Here is a 15,800-nt window from a genome sequence, read left to right on the forward strand (position 1 = left end):
GGCTGGCTGGCTGGCTGGCTGGCTGGCTGGCGACCGTCACCGGGCGAGCCGGTTGGCGACGCGGCCGAGGACCCTCGGAAGGCGCGGCTGGAGCCGATCCCGCCTAGCGGTGTGCGTCGACGGCGCCGCAGAGCCGCAACGAGCTCGCGAGGAGCACGGCCGGCGCCTCGCCGGCCGCGAGGCGCCCGGCCGCGACCTGCTCGGCGGCGGTGTGGCCGAGGTCGAGAATGGCGGCGGCCAGCCAGCTGGCGGCGAGGGTGCGGTCGAAGTCGCCGGTGCGCTGGCCTCGACGGATGAGTCGTTCAAGCCAGGAGGCGACAGCGAGGTGCGGGTCGCCGCCGTCGAGACGTCCGCTCCTGTTCAGCGCGGGGTCGAACAGCAGCGGGTAGTCGCGCAGGAGCTGCCAGCCGATCTCGAGGAACCGGCCCAGCGCCTCGGCGGGCGGGGCGCTGTCGAGGCGGGCGGCGTCGAGGGCGGCGAGGCCCTGCACTCTCGCCGCCTCGACGAGGGCGGCGATCAGAGCGTCGCGCGAGGGGAAGTGGGCGTAGACGGTCTGACGGGTCACGCCGGCCGCGGTAGCGATGTCCTCCATGCTGGCGTCGGGCCGCTCGCCGAGCACGGTCCGGGCCGCGTTGAGGATGGCCTCGACGCTGCGCCGGGCATCGGACCTGCGGCGACGGGTCGGCGGCGAGCCATCAAGCGTGTCAGCCATCAGCGCGAACGTACCTGCCCGACCATAATCTTGACAAGCTGTAAGAGATTGAGCCGCGACGCCGGCGAGCGCGGTCACCGGACGCACCGAGGCCTCCGAGTCCACTTTTCATGATCTGGTGGGATCCTCGGAGTCAGAGCGAGGAACCGAAATTACTCAGGTCCGGGCCAGAAGATCCGCATGACGCCGGTCACCTATGCGTGGGGCACGCCGAAGCGGCATCGCACCCGCGCCGACTCGTGCTCCACCAGGCCGTACGGCCTGCCTGCCACCAGCCTCTGGCGGACCGTGGTGGACGAATGACCCCATAGGCACGCCCATCCGACACACGTCCGTTGTCCTCGTGGGATCTGTGTCATGTGAGCGTGCCTATAGAAGGCTCATCTGCCGCGATTCRCACTCGGTGGAGCCGTCCGGCGAGAGCGCACCACCGTGCGGGTTCCCCGGGCACTCACCCTGGGCTACTCCGTCGTCACAAACGAGCAACCGGAGCCGGTTTCCAAAAAGAGGATCAAGATTCCAGACGCCTGTAACGCCGTGGGCGTCCGCTGGATGAACTCATTCCAGATGATCAAGCGGGAGAAGGTGCGGTTCGTGCTGTAGGCAAACAGCGGGCCGAGCAACGCCGATTGCCCGCGGGTCAGACAGGGTTGGTCGCCGGGCTGGGATCGTCGAACAGCTCGGCGGCGCTTGGCACCTGGGACGGCCGGGGGTGGGACACCGTCGTCCGGTTGAACAGGTGCCGCCAGCTCACGTTCTCCGAGACGCTGCCGCCGCCCCACGTGCCGGTCGACACGACCGAGGTGAACTCCATGCCGTTGCCGAAGCCGCCGGCGTTGCCCATCGTCGACTGGTTGACGAGCACCCGGCAGACCTTGGTGGCGCTGGCCAGCCGGTCGACCCTGGCCTCGGCCACCGGGCCGTCGCCGGTGTGCAGCGCGCAGCTGTGGCCGCGCCCGCTGCGCGCCAGGATGTCCTGGACGTCGCGGACGGCGCCGTCGAACGTGCGGTAGGGCGCGAGCGTCAGCACGGGCGCCAGCTTCTCGGTGAACAGCGCCCGGCCGGGCTGCGCCGTCGCCGCGGTGGCGACGAGCGTCGTGACGGGCCGGCCAGCGGGGACGGGAATGCCGCACGCCCACGCGATCTCGGCCGCACTCCTGCCGACCAGGAGACGCTCCAGCCGGCCGCCCGGCCACAGCCGGCGTTCCAGCCGCAGTGAGTCCTCGTCCGACAGCAGCAGTGCTCCGCCGGCTCGCAGCCGCTCCCGGAACGCGTCCAGCACCCGCCCGTCGACCAGCACGTTGCTCTCGGACGAGCAGGACGTCCCGTTGTTGAAGCAGGCACCCTTGTTGGTCAGGTCGGCGGCGGTGTCCAGGTCGGCGTACTCGTCGACGACGACGGTCGCGTTGCCGGGCCCGGAGGAGACGGCGGGCGTGCCGCTGGCGTACCCGCGGGCGACCGTCCCGGCACCGCCGGTCGCCACGACGAAGTCGGCGGCGCGCATGAGCTCCCGGCTGCTGTCCCGGTCGGCGCCAGCGACCAGCTGCACCAGGTCCTCGTTGGCGTCGACCTCGCGCAGCGCGCTCCTGATCGCCTCGACCAGGCGGGCCAGCGGCTCGGCGGTCGCGGGGTGCGGGCTCACGACGACGCTGTTGCGGGTCTTCAGCAGGGAAAGAGCGCTGGTCGCGAGCGCCGTGCACGGCGCGGTCGCCGGCGTGACCAGGGCGACCACCCCCAGCGGCTTGGCCCACGTCGTGGTGCGCCGCTCGTCGTCCCGCGCGATCACGCCGACCGTCCGCTGCCCGTGCAGGTCGCGCATCGTCCCCAGCACGCGCAGCCGGTGCAGCTCCACCAGGTCCCGGACGGTGCCCATCCGGGTCGCGGCGACCACCTGCGCGCAAAGCGCCCGGACCAGCTCGTCGTCGTAGCAGGCTCGACCCACGGCGCGCACGACCTGGTCCACGCGCGCCTGGTCCCAGTGATCCGCGGAGTCGCCCGCGGCCTGCGCCCGCGTCAGCAGCGCGTCCAGCGCGTCGGGAGGGTGGACGCCCTCGCCGAGGGGCGCCCGGTCGCGCAGGGCGACCCGGTCGCCGCCGGTCACGCGCTCAGTCACACCAGCCACCGCGGTCGGCTCATCCCCGGCCGGGGGCAACGCGTCCCCGTCGGCCTGGTGCCCGGACCTTCCTGGTGGATCGACATCCCGCTCCTCGTGTTCCGTCCGCCTCGGCCAGGTGTGGAAGACGCACCCTCGACGCCCTAAGTTGGCGTCTTAAGTTAGCCTTACCTTCTATAGTTCCGGCATCTCACCACAGCGCGCCGCACGGAGCAATGCCGCACGGAGCAATGGAGACGGCGCCGACCGGCCGCCACCCCCGCACCGCCGGCGCCGGTCGGATGACCAGCACCCGCATGAGCCAGCACCAGCACCCGCACCAGGAAGGACGACAGATGGCGAGCTGCCACCCGACCCTGCGTCAGGGGGCCGAACCGTGACCGCGGCCGTCGAGGCCGACGCGCTCGTGAAGACCTTCGGCGGCATCCGGGCGCTCGACGGACTGTCGCTGCGGGTCGAGGCCGGCACGATTCTCGGGCTGCTCGGACCCAACGGGGCTGGCAAGACCACGGCCATCAACGTGCTGACCACCCTGCTGAGCCCGGACGCGGGGCGCGCCACGGTCGCCGGCTACGACGTGGTCGAGCAGCCGGCACTCGTGCGGGCGGCGATCGGCGTGACCGGCCAGTTCGCGGCTCTCGACAGCGGGCTGACCGCACGCGAGAACCTCGTGCTGTTCGGCCGGCTGATGAAGCTTGGCCGGGCCGAGGCGCGGCGGCGCGCCGACGAGCTGCTGGAGCGGTTCACGCTGACCGAGGCGGCCGGCCAGCGTACGGGAACGCTGTCCGGCGGCACTCGGCGCCGTCTCGACCTGGCCGCGTCGATCACCCGTGAGCCGGCCGTGCTGTTCCTCGACGAGCCGACGACCGGGCTCGACCCGCGCAGCCGGCTGGCCCTCTGGGAGGCCGTCCGCGAGCTGCGCGCGAGTGGCATCACCATCCTGCTCACCACCCAGTACCTGGAGGAGGCGGACGAGCTCGCCGACCGGGTCACCATCATCGACCGCGGCCACGTGGTCGCCGAGGGCACTGCCGAGGAGCTCAAGCGGCGCGTCGGCGGCGCGGTGTGCCACATCGCCGTCGCCGACGCGGCCGACCGTCAGCTGGTCTCCCAGACGCTCGCGTCCCTCGGCCCGGTCACCGTGCTGCCCGACGGGGTGAGCCTGCCCGCGAGCGGGCCCGAGACGCTGGTCGCCGTGGTGCGCGAGCTGGACGAGGCCCGCCACAGCGGCCTGCCCATCGCCCGGATCGACGACATCGGCCTGCGCCGCCCGACCCTGGACGACGTGTTCCTGGCGCTGACCGGGCATCCGGTCACCCCTGACGGCCCCGCCGACGCCGCTGGTACCGACGATGAGGCCGAGCGGCCGGCGCGGCCCGCCGCCGAGGTGGCCTCATGACCACGGCCACCCCGACCGCCGCCGGGGCCTTGGCCCTGCCGGGGCCGCCGCCGCGGGGCGCCGCGGGCGGGGCTCCCCGGCCGTCGCTGACCGCCGACGTCGCGGTGCTCGCCGAGCGGCACCTGCGCCTGATGAGCCGCCGCCCCGCGTCGATCATCAGCGCCATCGTGCTGCCGCTCGTGTTCGCGCTGCTGTTCTTCACGGTCTTCAGCCGGGTGATGCGGCGCGGCGGCATCGACTACATCGACTACCTGCTGCCCGCCGTCGTCATCCAGGCGGTGTTCTTCACCGGGATGTCGAGCGCCATCCTCGCCGCCGAGGACGCGCTGGGCGGCACGCTGCGCCGGCTGCGGACCATGTCCGTCAGCCGGCCGGCGCCCGCGCTCGGGCTGCTCGCGGCCGAGCTCACCCGCTCGCTCCTCTCGCTCGGCGTCCTGCTCGCGATCGGAGCCGCGCTCGGCTTCCGCTTCCACGGCGGGCCGTGGAAGGCGCTCGGCTTCCCGGTCGTCATGCTGGCGTTCGCCGCCGCGCTGGTCACCTGCCACATCGCGCTGGGGCTCGCGATCCGGCGGCTGGAGGCGGTGACGACCACGACGAACCTGATCTACTTCCCGTTCATGCTGCTGTCCAACGCGTTCACGCCGGCAGCCGCGTTCCCGTCCTGGCTGCGTCCGGTCGTCGAGCAGCAGCCGGTGAGCCGTGTCGCCGACGCGCTGCGGGCGCTGGTGGCGCAGGACGCGGCGCTCGCGCGGCCGCTGCTMATCGCGGGAGCCTGGCTGCTCGGGCTGGCGGTCGTCGGCGTGCTGGGCGCGAGCCGGGCACTGGGGAGGGCCGCCGCATGAGCGAGGTCGCGCTTCTTCGCCCCGCCCCGGTGGGGGACACCCTGGCCATGGCCGGACGCGCGCTGCGGCTGACGCTGCGCGACCCGGTGACCTTCGTGCTGGCGGCGTTCTTCCCGCTGATCCTGCTGCTGCTGATGACGGTGAGCTTCGCCAAGGTCGTCTACCCGGGCGCCGGGTACGACGACTACGTGGACATCAGCCTGCCGCTGTTCGTCCTCATGGGCATCGCGTTCGCCTCGCCGTTCACCGCCGCCGCCACCGCCTCCGACCTGCGCGACGGCTTCGACGCCCGGATTCGCACGATGCCCGTCTCGGCGTTCGCGCCGCTGGCCGGGCGCGTCCTCGCGGACACCGCGCGAAGCGCCATCACGATCGCCGTGGTCGTCGCCGTGGGCGTGCCGCTCGGCTTCCGGTTCACGGCAGGGCCGTGGGCGGCGATCGGCTTCCTGCTGCTGCCGCTGCTGTTCGGGCTCGGGCTCGGTTTCCTCGGGCTGCTGGTGGCGATGCGTTCCCGGGACGCCGAGACGGTCGTTGCCGTGCTCAATCCGCTCCTGCTCGTCTGCTCGTTCCTGTCCACCGGCCTGGTGCCGAGGGCGGAGCTGCCGGGCTGGGTGCAGCCGATCGCCCGGGTGAATCCGTTCTCCGTGGTGATCGAGGCGATGCGGGCACTCGCGCACGGCGGCGCCACCACCCGCCCGGTGCTCGAGGCGGTGGCCTGGTCCGTCGTCCTGATCGTCGGATGCGGGGTGCTCGCGGTCCGCGGCTACCGGAGCAGGAGCGACCGCCTCGCTGGCTGAGCCGGCGGCGATCGCGTCCTGGGGGTTCCGCGGGGCCCCGGCGCTCAAGGCATGCGACCGGGTTGATGCCGTCCCTGCCGCGCCTCATGATCTGGTGGGACCTTGGGAGTTCTGGCTCCGAGGATTCCACCAGATCATGAACGGCTCACGCGTTTGCCTGGATCAGCTGGCGGGTGTGTGGGCTGGTTGGGGGCCGCGGTCGGCCGCGGGTGGCGGGTCGTCGCCCTCGTGGAGGCCGTGGCGGACGTAAAAGCGCCGCAGCGGTGCCGGCGCCCACCAGTTCGCGTTCCCGAGCAGGCGCATCGTGGCCGGGACCAGCAGCGCCCGGACGATCGTCGCGTCCACCAGGATCGCGATGATCAGCGCGACTCCGATCAGCTTGATGAACGTGATCCCGGAGATGGAGAACAGGCCGATCACGACCAGGATGAGCAGCGCGGCGCTCGTGATGATCCGGCCGCTGCGCTGCAGCCCGACCGCGACCGCCATGGTGTTGTCGCCGGTCCGGTCGTACTCCTCGCGGATCCGGGACATCAGGAAGACCTCGTAGTCCATCGACAGCCCGAACACGACCGCGAGGACCAGGATCGGCTGGGTCGCCTCCAGCGTCCCCGTGGAGGTGAAGTTCAGCGGGCCGGACAGGTGGCCGTCCTGGAAGATCAGGACCAGTGCTCCGAACGAGGCGCCGAGCGACAGGATGTTCATCACGATCGCCTTGATCGGCAGCACGATCGAGCCGAACGCGAGGAACAGCAGGACGAACGTCGCGCCGGCGATGATCAGCGCCATCCAGGGCAGCAGATCGCCCACCCGGTCGAGCTGGTCAGCCAGTCGCGCGGTCATGCCACCCACCAGCACCTCGCCACCGGGCGGTGCCGGTACGGCGCGGATCCGGCTGACGAGATCCCGCGCCTCCGCCGAGATGGGGTCGCCCTGGTAGTTGATGGTGACCCGGGAGACGTCGCCGGACTGGCCGGTGACCTCGGCCGTGCCCACCCCGTCGACCCCCCGGACCGCGGCGACGTACCGCTCCAGGCCGGCCGGGTCCGGTGAGGTCACGATCGCCTCGATCGGCACCTGGCTGTTCTGGACGAAGTCGCGGTCGACGGTCTCGGAGACCACGCGGCTCTCGGTGCCCGCCGGGAGCACCCTCGGGTCGATGCCACCGAACTCGACGCGCAGGAACGGCGAAGCGGCCAGCAGCAGGACCGCGAGTACGCCGACCGCGTAGACGACCGGGCGGCGCATGATGCTGTGCGCGAGCCCGTACCAGAACCCGTGGGTGACCTCGGCCTGCGCGGGAGCCTTCGGTGGGCGTCGGAACAGACGCCGTATGGACAGTGCCTCCACCCGTGGGCCGAGGATGCCGAGCAGGGCGGGCAGCAGGGTCAGCGCCGCCAGCATCGCCACGACGACCGCGGACAGGCCGCCGAAGCCCATCGAGCGCAGGAAGGTCATCGGGAAGATCAGCAGTCCGGCCAGCGAGACCGCGACGGTGACGCCGGAGACCGCGACGGTGTGCCCGGCGGTGGCCATCGTGCGGGCGACGGCGTCCTCGACGCCGAGCCCGCGGGTGATCTCCTCGCGGAACCGCCCGACCATGAACAGGCCGTAGTCGATCGCCAGGCCCAGCCCGAGGATCGTCACCAGATTTATCGAGAAGACCGAGACGTCGGTCAGGTAGCTCAGCCCATGCAACGCAGTGAACGCCCCGAGGATCGCCAGACCGCCGATCGCGAGCGGCAGGCTCGCCGCGGCCACCCCGCCGAAGAGAAGCACCAACAACACGAGCAGCACCGGAATGGAGATCGTCTCGGCGCGGGCGATGTCTGCCGCCACCCGCTCGCGGATGTCGTAGCTGACCGCCGTGACGCCGCCAACCTGGGTCCGCAGGCCGGGCGCGCCGAGCTCGTCCTCGATCTGGGCCAGTGCGTCGCCGCGCTCCGTCTCATCGTCGCCGGCCATGGTCAGCACCGCGAAGGTGGCGTGCCGGTCGTGGCTGACCAGGCCGGGGCTGTTCGTGCCCCAGTAGGTGAGGGTCCTGGTCACCACGTCGCGCGGGAGCGTCCCCAGCGTCTCGGTGACCGCCCGCTCGAACCGTGGGTCGTCGACCGTCATGGCGCGGCTGGTATAGAGCACCACCACGTCGTTGCCGGTCCGGCCCAGCGTCGCCTCGGCACGGTCGAGGGCGCGGGAACTCTCGCTGGCCGGGTCCTCGAACCCCTCGGTGGTCAGCGCGCCGAAGACCTGCGTACCCCAGATGCCGGCGAACGCGAAGAAGGCCACGGACAGGCCGACCACCCACCACCGCCGGCGGAACATCGTGCGACCCAACCGCTCGAACATCCTGTAAGCCCTTCGGTGTCCGTCGTTGTCAGTGAAGACCGGGTCAGCGTAGAGCGAGGTAGTTTACGAGCGCTGAACGACGCCGGACGCGACGCGGGCGGCGGGTCCACGAACGGTTCACTGCTCATCAAGTGCGTTGATCTAGCCTGCCGGCATGAATGCGAATAAAAGTGAAGCCGCCCTTAAGTGGGGCCTGTGGAGCCACATTCTCTGGTATGTCCTGGCCAATGTGGCTCAGGTCATCCTGTGGGCGCTACTCACCCCGGACCACTTCTTCTGGCCTCTGTATTCGATACTGGCGTGGGGCGTCGGGCTGGGGTTCCACATCTGGGCCGTTCGCGCACCGGCCAAACTGAATGCCAGGCACTGAATCGAGTCCCAGGCCCCGTTCCACGCCCCGATCCACGTCATTCTTCCTGCCGGCGTCACCGGGGGCTGGGCCAGACCGAGGCGTCACGCCTCGGCCCGTCCGGCCAGCAGCTCTCCGGCGAGCAGCTCCTCGGCGCGGCGGGCGAAGAGATGGGCCTCGCGCTCGACGGACAGCGCCCGCGCCCGCTCGGCGGCGGCCCGGGCGGCGGCGACCGGCTCGCCGCGGGCTCCCATCAGCCGCGCCCGCAACAGGAGCAGAAAGCCCTCGGCGTAGCGCTGGCCGTACATGTCCAGGAACGAGTCCGCCCGGTCGAGCGCCTCGGCGGCCTCGTCCAGCTTCCCGGCCACCAGCCACATCTCGCCGAGCAGCCCGTACCAGGTGGCGAGGCCCGAGCGCGGGGGGTCGGCCAGCGCGGCGTCGATGAGCTTCTGCGCCTCCTGGGCGGCRCCGGTCGCGTCCTCGCCGGTCACCGCGCGTGYCCAGCACCGGGCCAGCCGCTGGTAGCTGCCGAGGAAGACGAAGGAGAACTCGGGATCCAGGGCGATCCCCCGCTCCGCCGCGCGCAGTGCCCACGCCGGGTCGCCGGCCAGCGCCGCCACCGTGACGGCGAAGGCGGCCCAGACCGTGACCATGTAGGAGTCGTCGCCCGCGGCGGCCTCCAGCAGGTCGAACAGTGCCCGCGCACCGTCGACGTCACCGTGCAGGCCGGTCATCAACGCGAGCATCACCGGCGAGAGCAGCTGCAGGTCATGCCGCAGCGGAGCCTCCTCGCGCCGGACCAGGTCGTCGAGCCCGGTCGAGTCGGGCTGGTTCAGGCACCTGAACGCCTCGCCGACGTTGCCGACATCCCACTGGTGGATGCCCCAGGCGTGCCGGCCGTACGCGCGCACGATCGGGTCGGCGGACGCCTCACCCCGCAGKAGCAGCCGGCGCGCCAGCCGGCCGCCGTGCTCGAGCTGGATGCCCTGGGAGTACGCGGCCCAGCGAGAGAAGAGGAAGTCGGCGGCCTCCCGTTCCAGCCCGAGGCCGCGCGCCAGGTGCTCGGCCCGCTCCAGCAACTCGAGCGCCGATCCGACGTACCCGGCTCGCATCCCGTCCACCGCGGTGAACAGCGACAGAGCGGACAGCTCCAGCTCCGCCAGTCCCGCCGTCCGCGCCACCCGCGCCGCCAGCCGCAGGTGCCGCGCGGCGTCCTCCAGCGCTGACTTGGTCGCCGCGCAGCGGCCCGCCCGCACCAGCGCGGCCGCGGTCCTGCCTGGGTCAGCCAGCGGGCCGGCGGCCCACAGGTGGTGGGCGAGGCGTTCGGCCACCGGCTCGTCGTCCGGCGCCGGGCGCTCCAGCGCGTTCGCGACCAGCAGGTGCAGCCGGGCCAACCGCCAACGCGGGGTCGCGCCGGCGACCGACTCGCGGACGAGGTCGTGCGCGAAGCGGACCGAGTACGGGTCCCCGGGCGCGGGCTCGAGCAGGCCGAGTGCTTCCAGCGGTTCGATCCGCCCGAGACAGGTCTGCGCGTCGAGACCGGCGGCGCGCGCGAGCAGCGCGAGCTCGACGTCCCGGCCGATCAGCGCGGCGGTGTGCAACAGGACGCCGGCGTCGTCGTCCAGCGCGGCCATCCGGTCGCGAACGACGTCCCGGACGGTCGCCGGCACTCCGGCTCGTGCCACGGCGTCCTCGGTGAGCACACCGCCGTCGGCGAGGAGCCGGGACAGCTCACGGACGAAGAAGGGGTTACCGGCGGTGCGGGCGTGGATGCCGCGGGCCGCACCGGGGCCGGGGTCCTGGCCGGTCTCGCGGCGGACCAGCTCGGCCACCTCGGCAGGGCCGAGCGGTCCGAGCCGGATCCGACGGTGCCGGGGCAGCCGGCTCGCCGCGGCGAGCATCCGCGCCAGCTCCGAACCGGGCATGGGCGCACGATCGCGGAGCGCGCCGATGACCACGGTGCCGCCCGGTAGCCGAGCCGCCAGGTGACTGAACATCCGCAGCGAGGCGGCGTCGGCCCACTGGAGGTCGTCGACGACGAGCGCCACTGGCCGGCGCGCCGATGCCCGGCCGACGAGCGCGACGACCTGCTCGAACAGGCGGAACTGGGTGCCGCTGTCCGGCAGCACCGGCGTCGCGGGAGCGCCGCCGTGCGGTCCCACGAGGCGGCCGAGCTCGCCGGCGTGCCACGCTTCTCGTGCCGCGGCGGGCAGGCCGTCGAGGATCGCGCCGACGGCCTGCACCCACGGCCACATCGTCGGCGTCCCGTCGCCCCCCAGGCAGCGGCCCCAGACGACGAGCGCGCCCTGCCGGTCCGCCTCGGCGCCGGCGGCCTCGAGCAGGCGGGTCTTGCCCACCCCGGGCTCTCCCTCGACGACGACGAGCCCCGCGCCGCCGGCGAGCGCAGACTCGACCGCCTGCCGCAGCACCGCGAACTCCTCGTCCCGGCCGACCAGGCCGTCAGCGGGCAGCGGCGCGTGGGCGGAGTCCCGCGGCCGCTCGGAGGGCGTCTCCTCGGCCGGTACGGCTTGCAGCACACGCCGCTGCGCGGCCACCAGCGCCGGGCCGGGATCGATGCCCAGCTCGTCGATGAGCCGGATACGGACAGCTCGGAAGATGGACAGCGCTTCCGCCTGCTGCCCGGCGGCGCCCAGGGCGATGACGAGGGCCGCCTGAACGGTCTCGTGCAGCGGCGCCATCCTGGCGGCCAGGTACAGGGGCTGCAGTACGCGCGTCGGCTGGCCCCCTGCCACCGCGAGCTCGGCGGCCGCCACGCACGCGTCGAAGAACTCACCGTCCAGCGAGGCGAAGACCGACATCGCGGTCGACCCGCCGGCCAGCCCGTCGCCGGCGCTGCCGTGCCAGAGCGCCAGCGCCCGCACGTACGAGTCGAGCGCCTCATCGGGCCGCTGCTGGGCGACCCTGGCCCTGGCCGCCTCGACCAGCTCCCGGAACGTGAGGACGTCCAGCATGCCGGTGCCGGCGGCGAAGAGGTAGCCGTTACCGCGACGCTGAAGGTGCGAGCCGGTGCCGCGCGCGGGCAGCGCGGGCTCCAGCAGCCGGCGGAGCGCGCCGATGTACTTCTGGAGGATGTTGACGGCCGAGGCAGGGACGTCGTCAGCCCAGATCAGATCGATCAACTGGGTGGTGCTGACCGGCTTGCCGGCACGGGCAAGCAGCACGGCGAGAAGGTACGCCTGCTGCCGAGGCCCGGCGTCCACCTCGACGCCGTCCCGCCAGATCCGCAACGGACCGAGAATCTGTAGACGCAGCTCTTCTCCGGAGGCGGCCATGACTACTCCCACTCACCGACCGGCCGTGAGCGGCTGCCGGGCCAGCCATTCTAGGGTGTAGTCCGCGACCTGCCGCCATCCGCTGTCGATGACGAGCGAGTGTCCGCGGCCGGGGAACTGTTTGAGGTCTGTGATCGCGGACGAGTCGCCGTAGAGCTTGTACGCGGCCCGGGTGACGACGTCCGGCACGGTGCGATCCTCCTGGCCGGAGATGAGCAGCAGTGGGCCCCGGCTGGCGTTGCCGGTGTCGACCGCGGCCGGTGACGCGCGGCGGAGGTTCGCGACCGCGGCCTCGAAGAGCGGGCGGCCGGGCGACGGGATGGCCCACAGGCCGAACAGCTCGTCGGACTCCGTGCTGCTGACGGCGTTGCCGAAGCCGTACCGGAACTGGGTGGCGGTCAGCGACACCGACCGGCGCCGGTTGGCCGGGTTGGCGAGCGCAGGGAGGGCCGAGCGCAGCTGGGCGAACGGCAGCGGCCGGACGCCCTTGATCGGGGCCGGGGCGATGGCGACGGCGGCGAGGCCGAGACCGAGGCCGAGCAGCTTCTGCGCGATCAGGCCGCCGAACGAGTGGCCGATGAGCACGGGCGCAACCGGCAGGTCACGGACGATCGCCGCGTAGTGGGTGGCGACGTCGTCGATGCCGAGCCCGGCGACGGCGCGCGGGTCGCTGCGGGCCGCGTCGACGGTGTCGGGTTCGCCTGGCCAGCCGGGCATGGCGGGCGCGTACCCGTGGACGGCGAACCGGTCGGCCCACGGTCGCCACGAGGCGGCGTGCAGCCAGAGACCGTGGATGAAGACGACGGGGACGGCGGTGGTGGCGATGGCGGGCTCCTTCATCGTGCGATGCAGGAAGCATCGCCCGACAGTCGGTGCCCGCTGATCTGTCAGATGACCTACGTCCTCGACCTAGGTCGTATCTGTTGACCTAGGTCGCATCCGTTGCCGCGGGTGTCGACCTACGGCGGGTCCGTCGGCAGCGCGTCCCGCAGCGAGGCCCGCGACGTGATGCCCAGCTTCGGGAAGATCTTGTACAGGTGCGCGCCGACCGTGCGTGGCGACAGGTGCAGTCGGGCGCCGATCTCCCGGTTGCTCAGCCCGGTCGCGGCCAGCTCGGCGATCTGGCGTTCCTGCGGGGTCAGGGCGGCCACCGCGGCGCGGTCCGCGCGGGTCGGTTTGCCGGCTGCCCGCAGCTCGGTGCGGGCGCGTTCGGCCCAGGTCGCGGCGCCGAGCGTTTCGAAGGCGCCGAGCGCTTCGGTCAGCGTCCGTCGGGCCAGGGCCAGTTCGCGCGACCTGCGCAGCCAGGCACCGTAGGCGAGGCGGATCCGGGCCAGCTCGAACGGCAACGTGGCGCCGGCGGGGTGCGAGACCGCGGCGGCGAACAGCGCGCCGGCCGCCTCGGGCGGGGCCGTGATCGCCAGCGCGCCAGCGGTAAGCAGCGCGAGCCGCGGCGACAGCGCCGGTAGGCCCAGATCCCGGGCGGCCTCGGCATGCGCGCTCGCGGCGTCGTGCCGGCCGGTGTGCACGGCGGCCTCGACCAGGTCGAACAGCGTACGGAGGGCCTGCTGCGAGAACCGGGTGAACGTGCCCGGGGCGGTGATCCCGGCGGCGTAGGCGTACGCGGTCTCGTACTCACCTTCGCTGAGCGCCGCCGCCGCGCCGATCGCCTCCGCGTACTCGGTCAGGAACCGCAACCCGCGCGGCCGCCCCCAGGCGTCCACGGCCGCCTGCAGCTCGCGGGCCGCGTCCAGGTCGCCGCGGTACGCGGCCAGCAGGCCGAGAAACGCCCGGAACGTCTGGCCGAACAGCGTGTACCCGTGCTCGGCGGTCAGGTCCAGGCCACGGCGGCCGGTCCGCTCGGCCTCCGCCCACGCGCCGGCGCTGACCTGATCAAGCATGACCATCTGGAGCAGCACCATGACGCTGGCCACCGCACCAGCTTCCGCCTCCCGGTCGACTGTCCGTCGCAGCAGCGCCCGGTGGTCGCCGAGCACGCCCACGTAGTTGGCGGCGACGGCCAGCCGCATGATCTCCCACGGCGCGCAGGCGGCGGGATCGGCGAGCGCGGCGGCGATCCGTTCCGCCACGCCGTGGCCGCGCCGCACCATGTCGCCCCACGTGTCCCGGGCGATCGCCGCCGACGGGCTCACCCGGTCGCCGAACCGGTCGAAGAGCGCGTCGGTACGTGCCCAACGGGCCGGGTCGACGGAGAACTGGCTGAGCACCAGCAGCAGGCCCAGCGCACGTTCGGTCAGTTCTCCATCGGCGATGCCGAACTCCAGCAACGCGGCGATCCGGCGGTGGTTCGCGGCGACCTCGCCGTCGCGGTAGAGCGACACGTAACCCGCGGTGATCTCCGCCGCCGGGCCGTCGGACCCGGCGTCCTGGGCGAGGCCCTGCGCGGCGTCGAGCAGGCCGGCCTGCCCGGCGACGTACGCGGCGGAGGCCAGCCGCCGGGACCGGTCGGCGGGGCGGCGGCTGAGCTCCGCGGCGCGGGTCAGCCAGGTGATCGCGGTCGCGGCGCCGCCGCGGCGGGTCGCCGACACGGCCGCCTCCTCGAGCGCCGCCGCGACGTCGTCGTCGGGGTCGACGGTGGCGGCGGCCAGGTGAACGGCCCGCCGTTCCGGGCTGTCGCGGTGCAGGTCGGCGAGGTCGGCGTGCGCGGCCCGGCGCTCGTTGGGTGTGGCCGCCTGCACCACGGCCGAGCGGACGAGTGGATGGCGGAACACCGGCTCCCCGCTCGCCGGGTCCGGCGCCAGCAGGCCCGCGTCGATCGCTCGGCCGGCGTCGCGCATCCGGTACCGGACCGCCCCGATCCGGCGGACCGATCCGGCGCCCGTGCCGTCCAACGCCGCCCGCAGCAGCTCGCCGCGCTCCGCCGCCGGCAGCTCGCGCAGCCGCGCACCGTAGATCCGTTCCAGCCGCCGCGGCAGCGTCATCGCGCCGGAGTCCAGCAGTTCCGCACGAGGTAGCTCGATCAGCGCCAGCGGGTTTCCAGCCGCGGTCTTCAGGATCATGTTCCGGTGATAGGGCCTGAGTCTGGCCTGCTGCCGGTCCAGCAACTGGGCCGAAGCCTGCTCGGTCAGCGGTTCCAGGACCAGCTCCGGCAGCCCCGTCCCGTCGAACGGGGACGACACCTCCGCGCGTACCGCGACCGCCACCCGCACCGCCGTACCCGCGAGGCGTCGCGCGGTGAACGCGAGCACCTGCGTGCTCGGCGCGTCCAGCAGGTGGCCGTCGTCGACGACCAGCAGCAGCGGCGTGGCCGCCGACACGAACACAAGCAGGTCGAGCACGGCGATGCCGAGCTCCATCACCTGGGGCACGGTGCCGGTGGTACCGGCGAACGCCGCGTTGATCACCGCCCGGTGCCCGGGGTCCAGGCCTGTCGGCTCCGCCAGCAGCGGGAAGATCAGCTGATGCAGCCCGGCGTACGCCAGGTCCCGCTCCGCCTCCGCCCCGGCGCACCGCACGACCCGGAACCCGGCCGCCGTCATCGTCGCCGCGGCCGTCATCGTCGCTGCGGCCGTCGTCGCGGCCGCGGCCGCGGTCAGCTCGTCCAGCAACGCCGTCTTGCCGAGCCCGGCCTCGCCCCGCAGCACCACGACTGGACTGGCCGCGTCGCCGAGCAGCGCCACGAGCCGGGCTCGTTCCTCGTCCCGTCCAACGAGCTCAGCCTGGCGCACGCCTGGAACCTATCCGGCGGAGAGTCAGGAGACGGATCGGCTGGGAGCCGGTGAGAACAAGGACATCTCCCGTGGGTTCCCGCGGTCGGGACGACTTCCGCGCCGCGCCGCGCCGCGGCCCCTGGCCGTGAGCGCGCGAGCCGTCCATGATCTGGTGGGATCGTGGGAGCTCTGGCACGCAAGAACGCAATCACCCGGGAAATGTCTTGGCGATCGCAATGCCGCCCCCGCGTGGAGCGCGGTCCGGGTTTAGTCGGGGCGCC

11 protein-coding genes are annotated in these 15,800 nt (G+C 73.0%); 5 read left to right on the forward strand and 6 right to left on the reverse strand.

Features of this window, described 5'->3' with window-relative positions; all coding sequences use genetic code 11:
- Window positions 1-103: 103 nt before the first annotated feature.
- A complete protein-coding gene (locus BCD49_RS38090) occupies window positions 104-712 on the reverse strand; it encodes a TetR/AcrR family transcriptional regulator (protein WP_035925058.1) in 609 nt (202 codons plus the stop codon).
- A gap of 432 nt (window positions 713-1,144) precedes the next feature.
- On the opposite strand from BCD49_RS38090, the gene BCD49_RS46705 reads away from it, so the two are divergent.
- Window positions 1,145-1,315, forward strand: coding sequence for a DUF4411 family protein (locus tag BCD49_RS46705; protein WP_007509258.1), 171 nt, complete (start codon window positions 1,145-1,147; stop codon window positions 1,313-1,315).
- A gap of 37 nt (window positions 1,316-1,352) precedes the next feature.
- Here BCD49_RS46705 and BCD49_RS38095 read toward each other — a convergent pair whose 3' ends face one another.
- Window positions 1,353-2,825 (reverse strand): aldehyde dehydrogenase family protein, encoded by a 1,473-nt coding sequence (locus tag BCD49_RS38095; RefSeq protein ID WP_007509257.1) that lies wholly within the window; start codon window positions 2,823-2,825, stop codon window positions 1,353-1,355.
- A 376-nt stretch (window positions 2,826-3,201) separates the two neighbouring features.
- Here BCD49_RS38095 and BCD49_RS38100 point away from each other — a divergent pair, with 376 nt between their 5' ends.
- Genes BCD49_RS38100 through BCD49_RS38110 form a run of 3 tightly spaced genes read left to right on the forward strand, consistent with a single transcriptional unit; the run spans window position 3,202 to window position 5,863 of the window.
- Window positions 3,202-4,224, forward strand: a complete 1,023-nt coding sequence (locus tag BCD49_RS38100) for a daunorubicin/doxorubicin resistance ABC transporter ATP-binding protein DrrA (RefSeq protein WP_007509255.1) — start codon at window positions 3,202-3,204, stop codon at window positions 4,222-4,224.
- The gene (locus tag BCD49_RS38105; protein ID WP_007509254.1) at window positions 4,221-5,066 is read left to right on the forward strand and encodes an ABC transporter permease; all 846 of its coding nucleotides are present in this window, start codon (window positions 4,221-4,223) and stop codon (window positions 5,064-5,066) included. Before BCD49_RS38100 ends, BCD49_RS38105 begins: the two co-directional genes overlap by 4 nt.
- The gene (locus BCD49_RS38110) at window positions 5,063-5,863 is read left to right on the forward strand and encodes an ABC transporter permease (RefSeq protein WP_007509252.1); all 801 of its coding nucleotides are present in this window, start codon (window positions 5,063-5,065) and stop codon (window positions 5,861-5,863) included. The genes BCD49_RS38105 and BCD49_RS38110 overlap by 4 nt, the downstream gene beginning before the upstream one ends.
- A gap of 162 nt (window positions 5,864-6,025) precedes the next feature.
- On the opposite strand, the gene BCD49_RS38115 is transcribed toward BCD49_RS38110, so the two are convergent.
- A complete protein-coding gene (locus BCD49_RS38115) occupies window positions 6,026-8,209 on the reverse strand; it encodes an MMPL family transporter (RefSeq protein ID WP_007509250.1) in 2,184 nt (727 codons plus the stop codon).
- 154 nt (window positions 8,210-8,363) lie between these two features.
- On the opposite strand from BCD49_RS38115, the gene BCD49_RS41660 reads away from it, so the two are divergent.
- Entirely contained in the window at window positions 8,364-8,579 is a 216-nt protein-coding gene (locus tag BCD49_RS41660; RefSeq protein ID WP_007509249.1) for a 2TM domain-containing protein, read from the forward strand.
- 83 nt (window positions 8,580-8,662) lie between these two features.
- Here the strand turns inward: BCD49_RS41660 and BCD49_RS38120 are convergent, their stop codons facing one another.
- The 3 genes from BCD49_RS38120 to BCD49_RS38130 form a co-directional block, all read right to left on the reverse strand.
- Window positions 8,663-11,851 (reverse strand): BTAD domain-containing putative transcriptional regulator, encoded by a 3,189-nt coding sequence (locus tag BCD49_RS38120; protein ID WP_071042482.1) that lies wholly within the window; start codon window positions 11,849-11,851, stop codon window positions 8,663-8,665.
- Between the two features lie 12 nt (window positions 11,852-11,863).
- Window positions 11,864-12,691, reverse strand: a complete 828-nt coding sequence (locus tag BCD49_RS38125) for an alpha/beta hydrolase (RefSeq protein WP_007509245.1) — start codon at window positions 12,689-12,691, stop codon at window positions 11,864-11,866.
- A 119-nt stretch (window positions 12,692-12,810) separates the two neighbouring features.
- Window positions 12,811-15,537 (reverse strand): helix-turn-helix transcriptional regulator, encoded by a 2,727-nt coding sequence (locus BCD49_RS38130; RefSeq protein ID WP_027140824.1) that lies wholly within the window; start codon window positions 15,535-15,537, stop codon window positions 12,811-12,813.
- Window positions 15,538-15,800: the final 263 nt, after the last annotated feature.

The organism is Pseudofrankia sp. EUN1h, assembly GCF_001854645.1.
Lineage (GTDB): Bacteria > Actinomycetota > Actinomycetes > Frankiales > Frankiaceae > Pseudofrankia > Pseudofrankia saprophytica.

Bases quoted from the DNA above. Each gene is read 5' to 3' on its own strand.
- BCD49_RS38125 (WP_007509245.1), bottom strand. From the start codon at position 12,691: ATGAAGGAGCCCGCCATCGCCACCACCGCCGTCCCCGTCGTCTTCATC.
- BCD49_RS38090 (WP_035925058.1), bottom strand. From the start codon at position 712: ATGGCTGACACGCTTGATGGCTCGCCGCCGACCCGTCGCCGCAGGTCC.
- BCD49_RS38110 (WP_007509252.1), top strand. From the start codon at position 5,063: ATGAGCGAGGTCGCGCTTCTTCGCCCCGCCCCGGTGGGGGACACCCTG.
- BCD49_RS38115 (WP_007509250.1), bottom strand. From the start codon at position 8,209: ATGTTCGAGCGGTTGGGTCGCACGATGTTCCGCCGGCGGTGGTGGGTG.
- BCD49_RS41660 (WP_007509249.1), top strand. From the start codon at position 8,364: ATGAATGCGAATAAAAGTGAAGCCGCCCTTAAGTGGGGCCTGTGGAGC.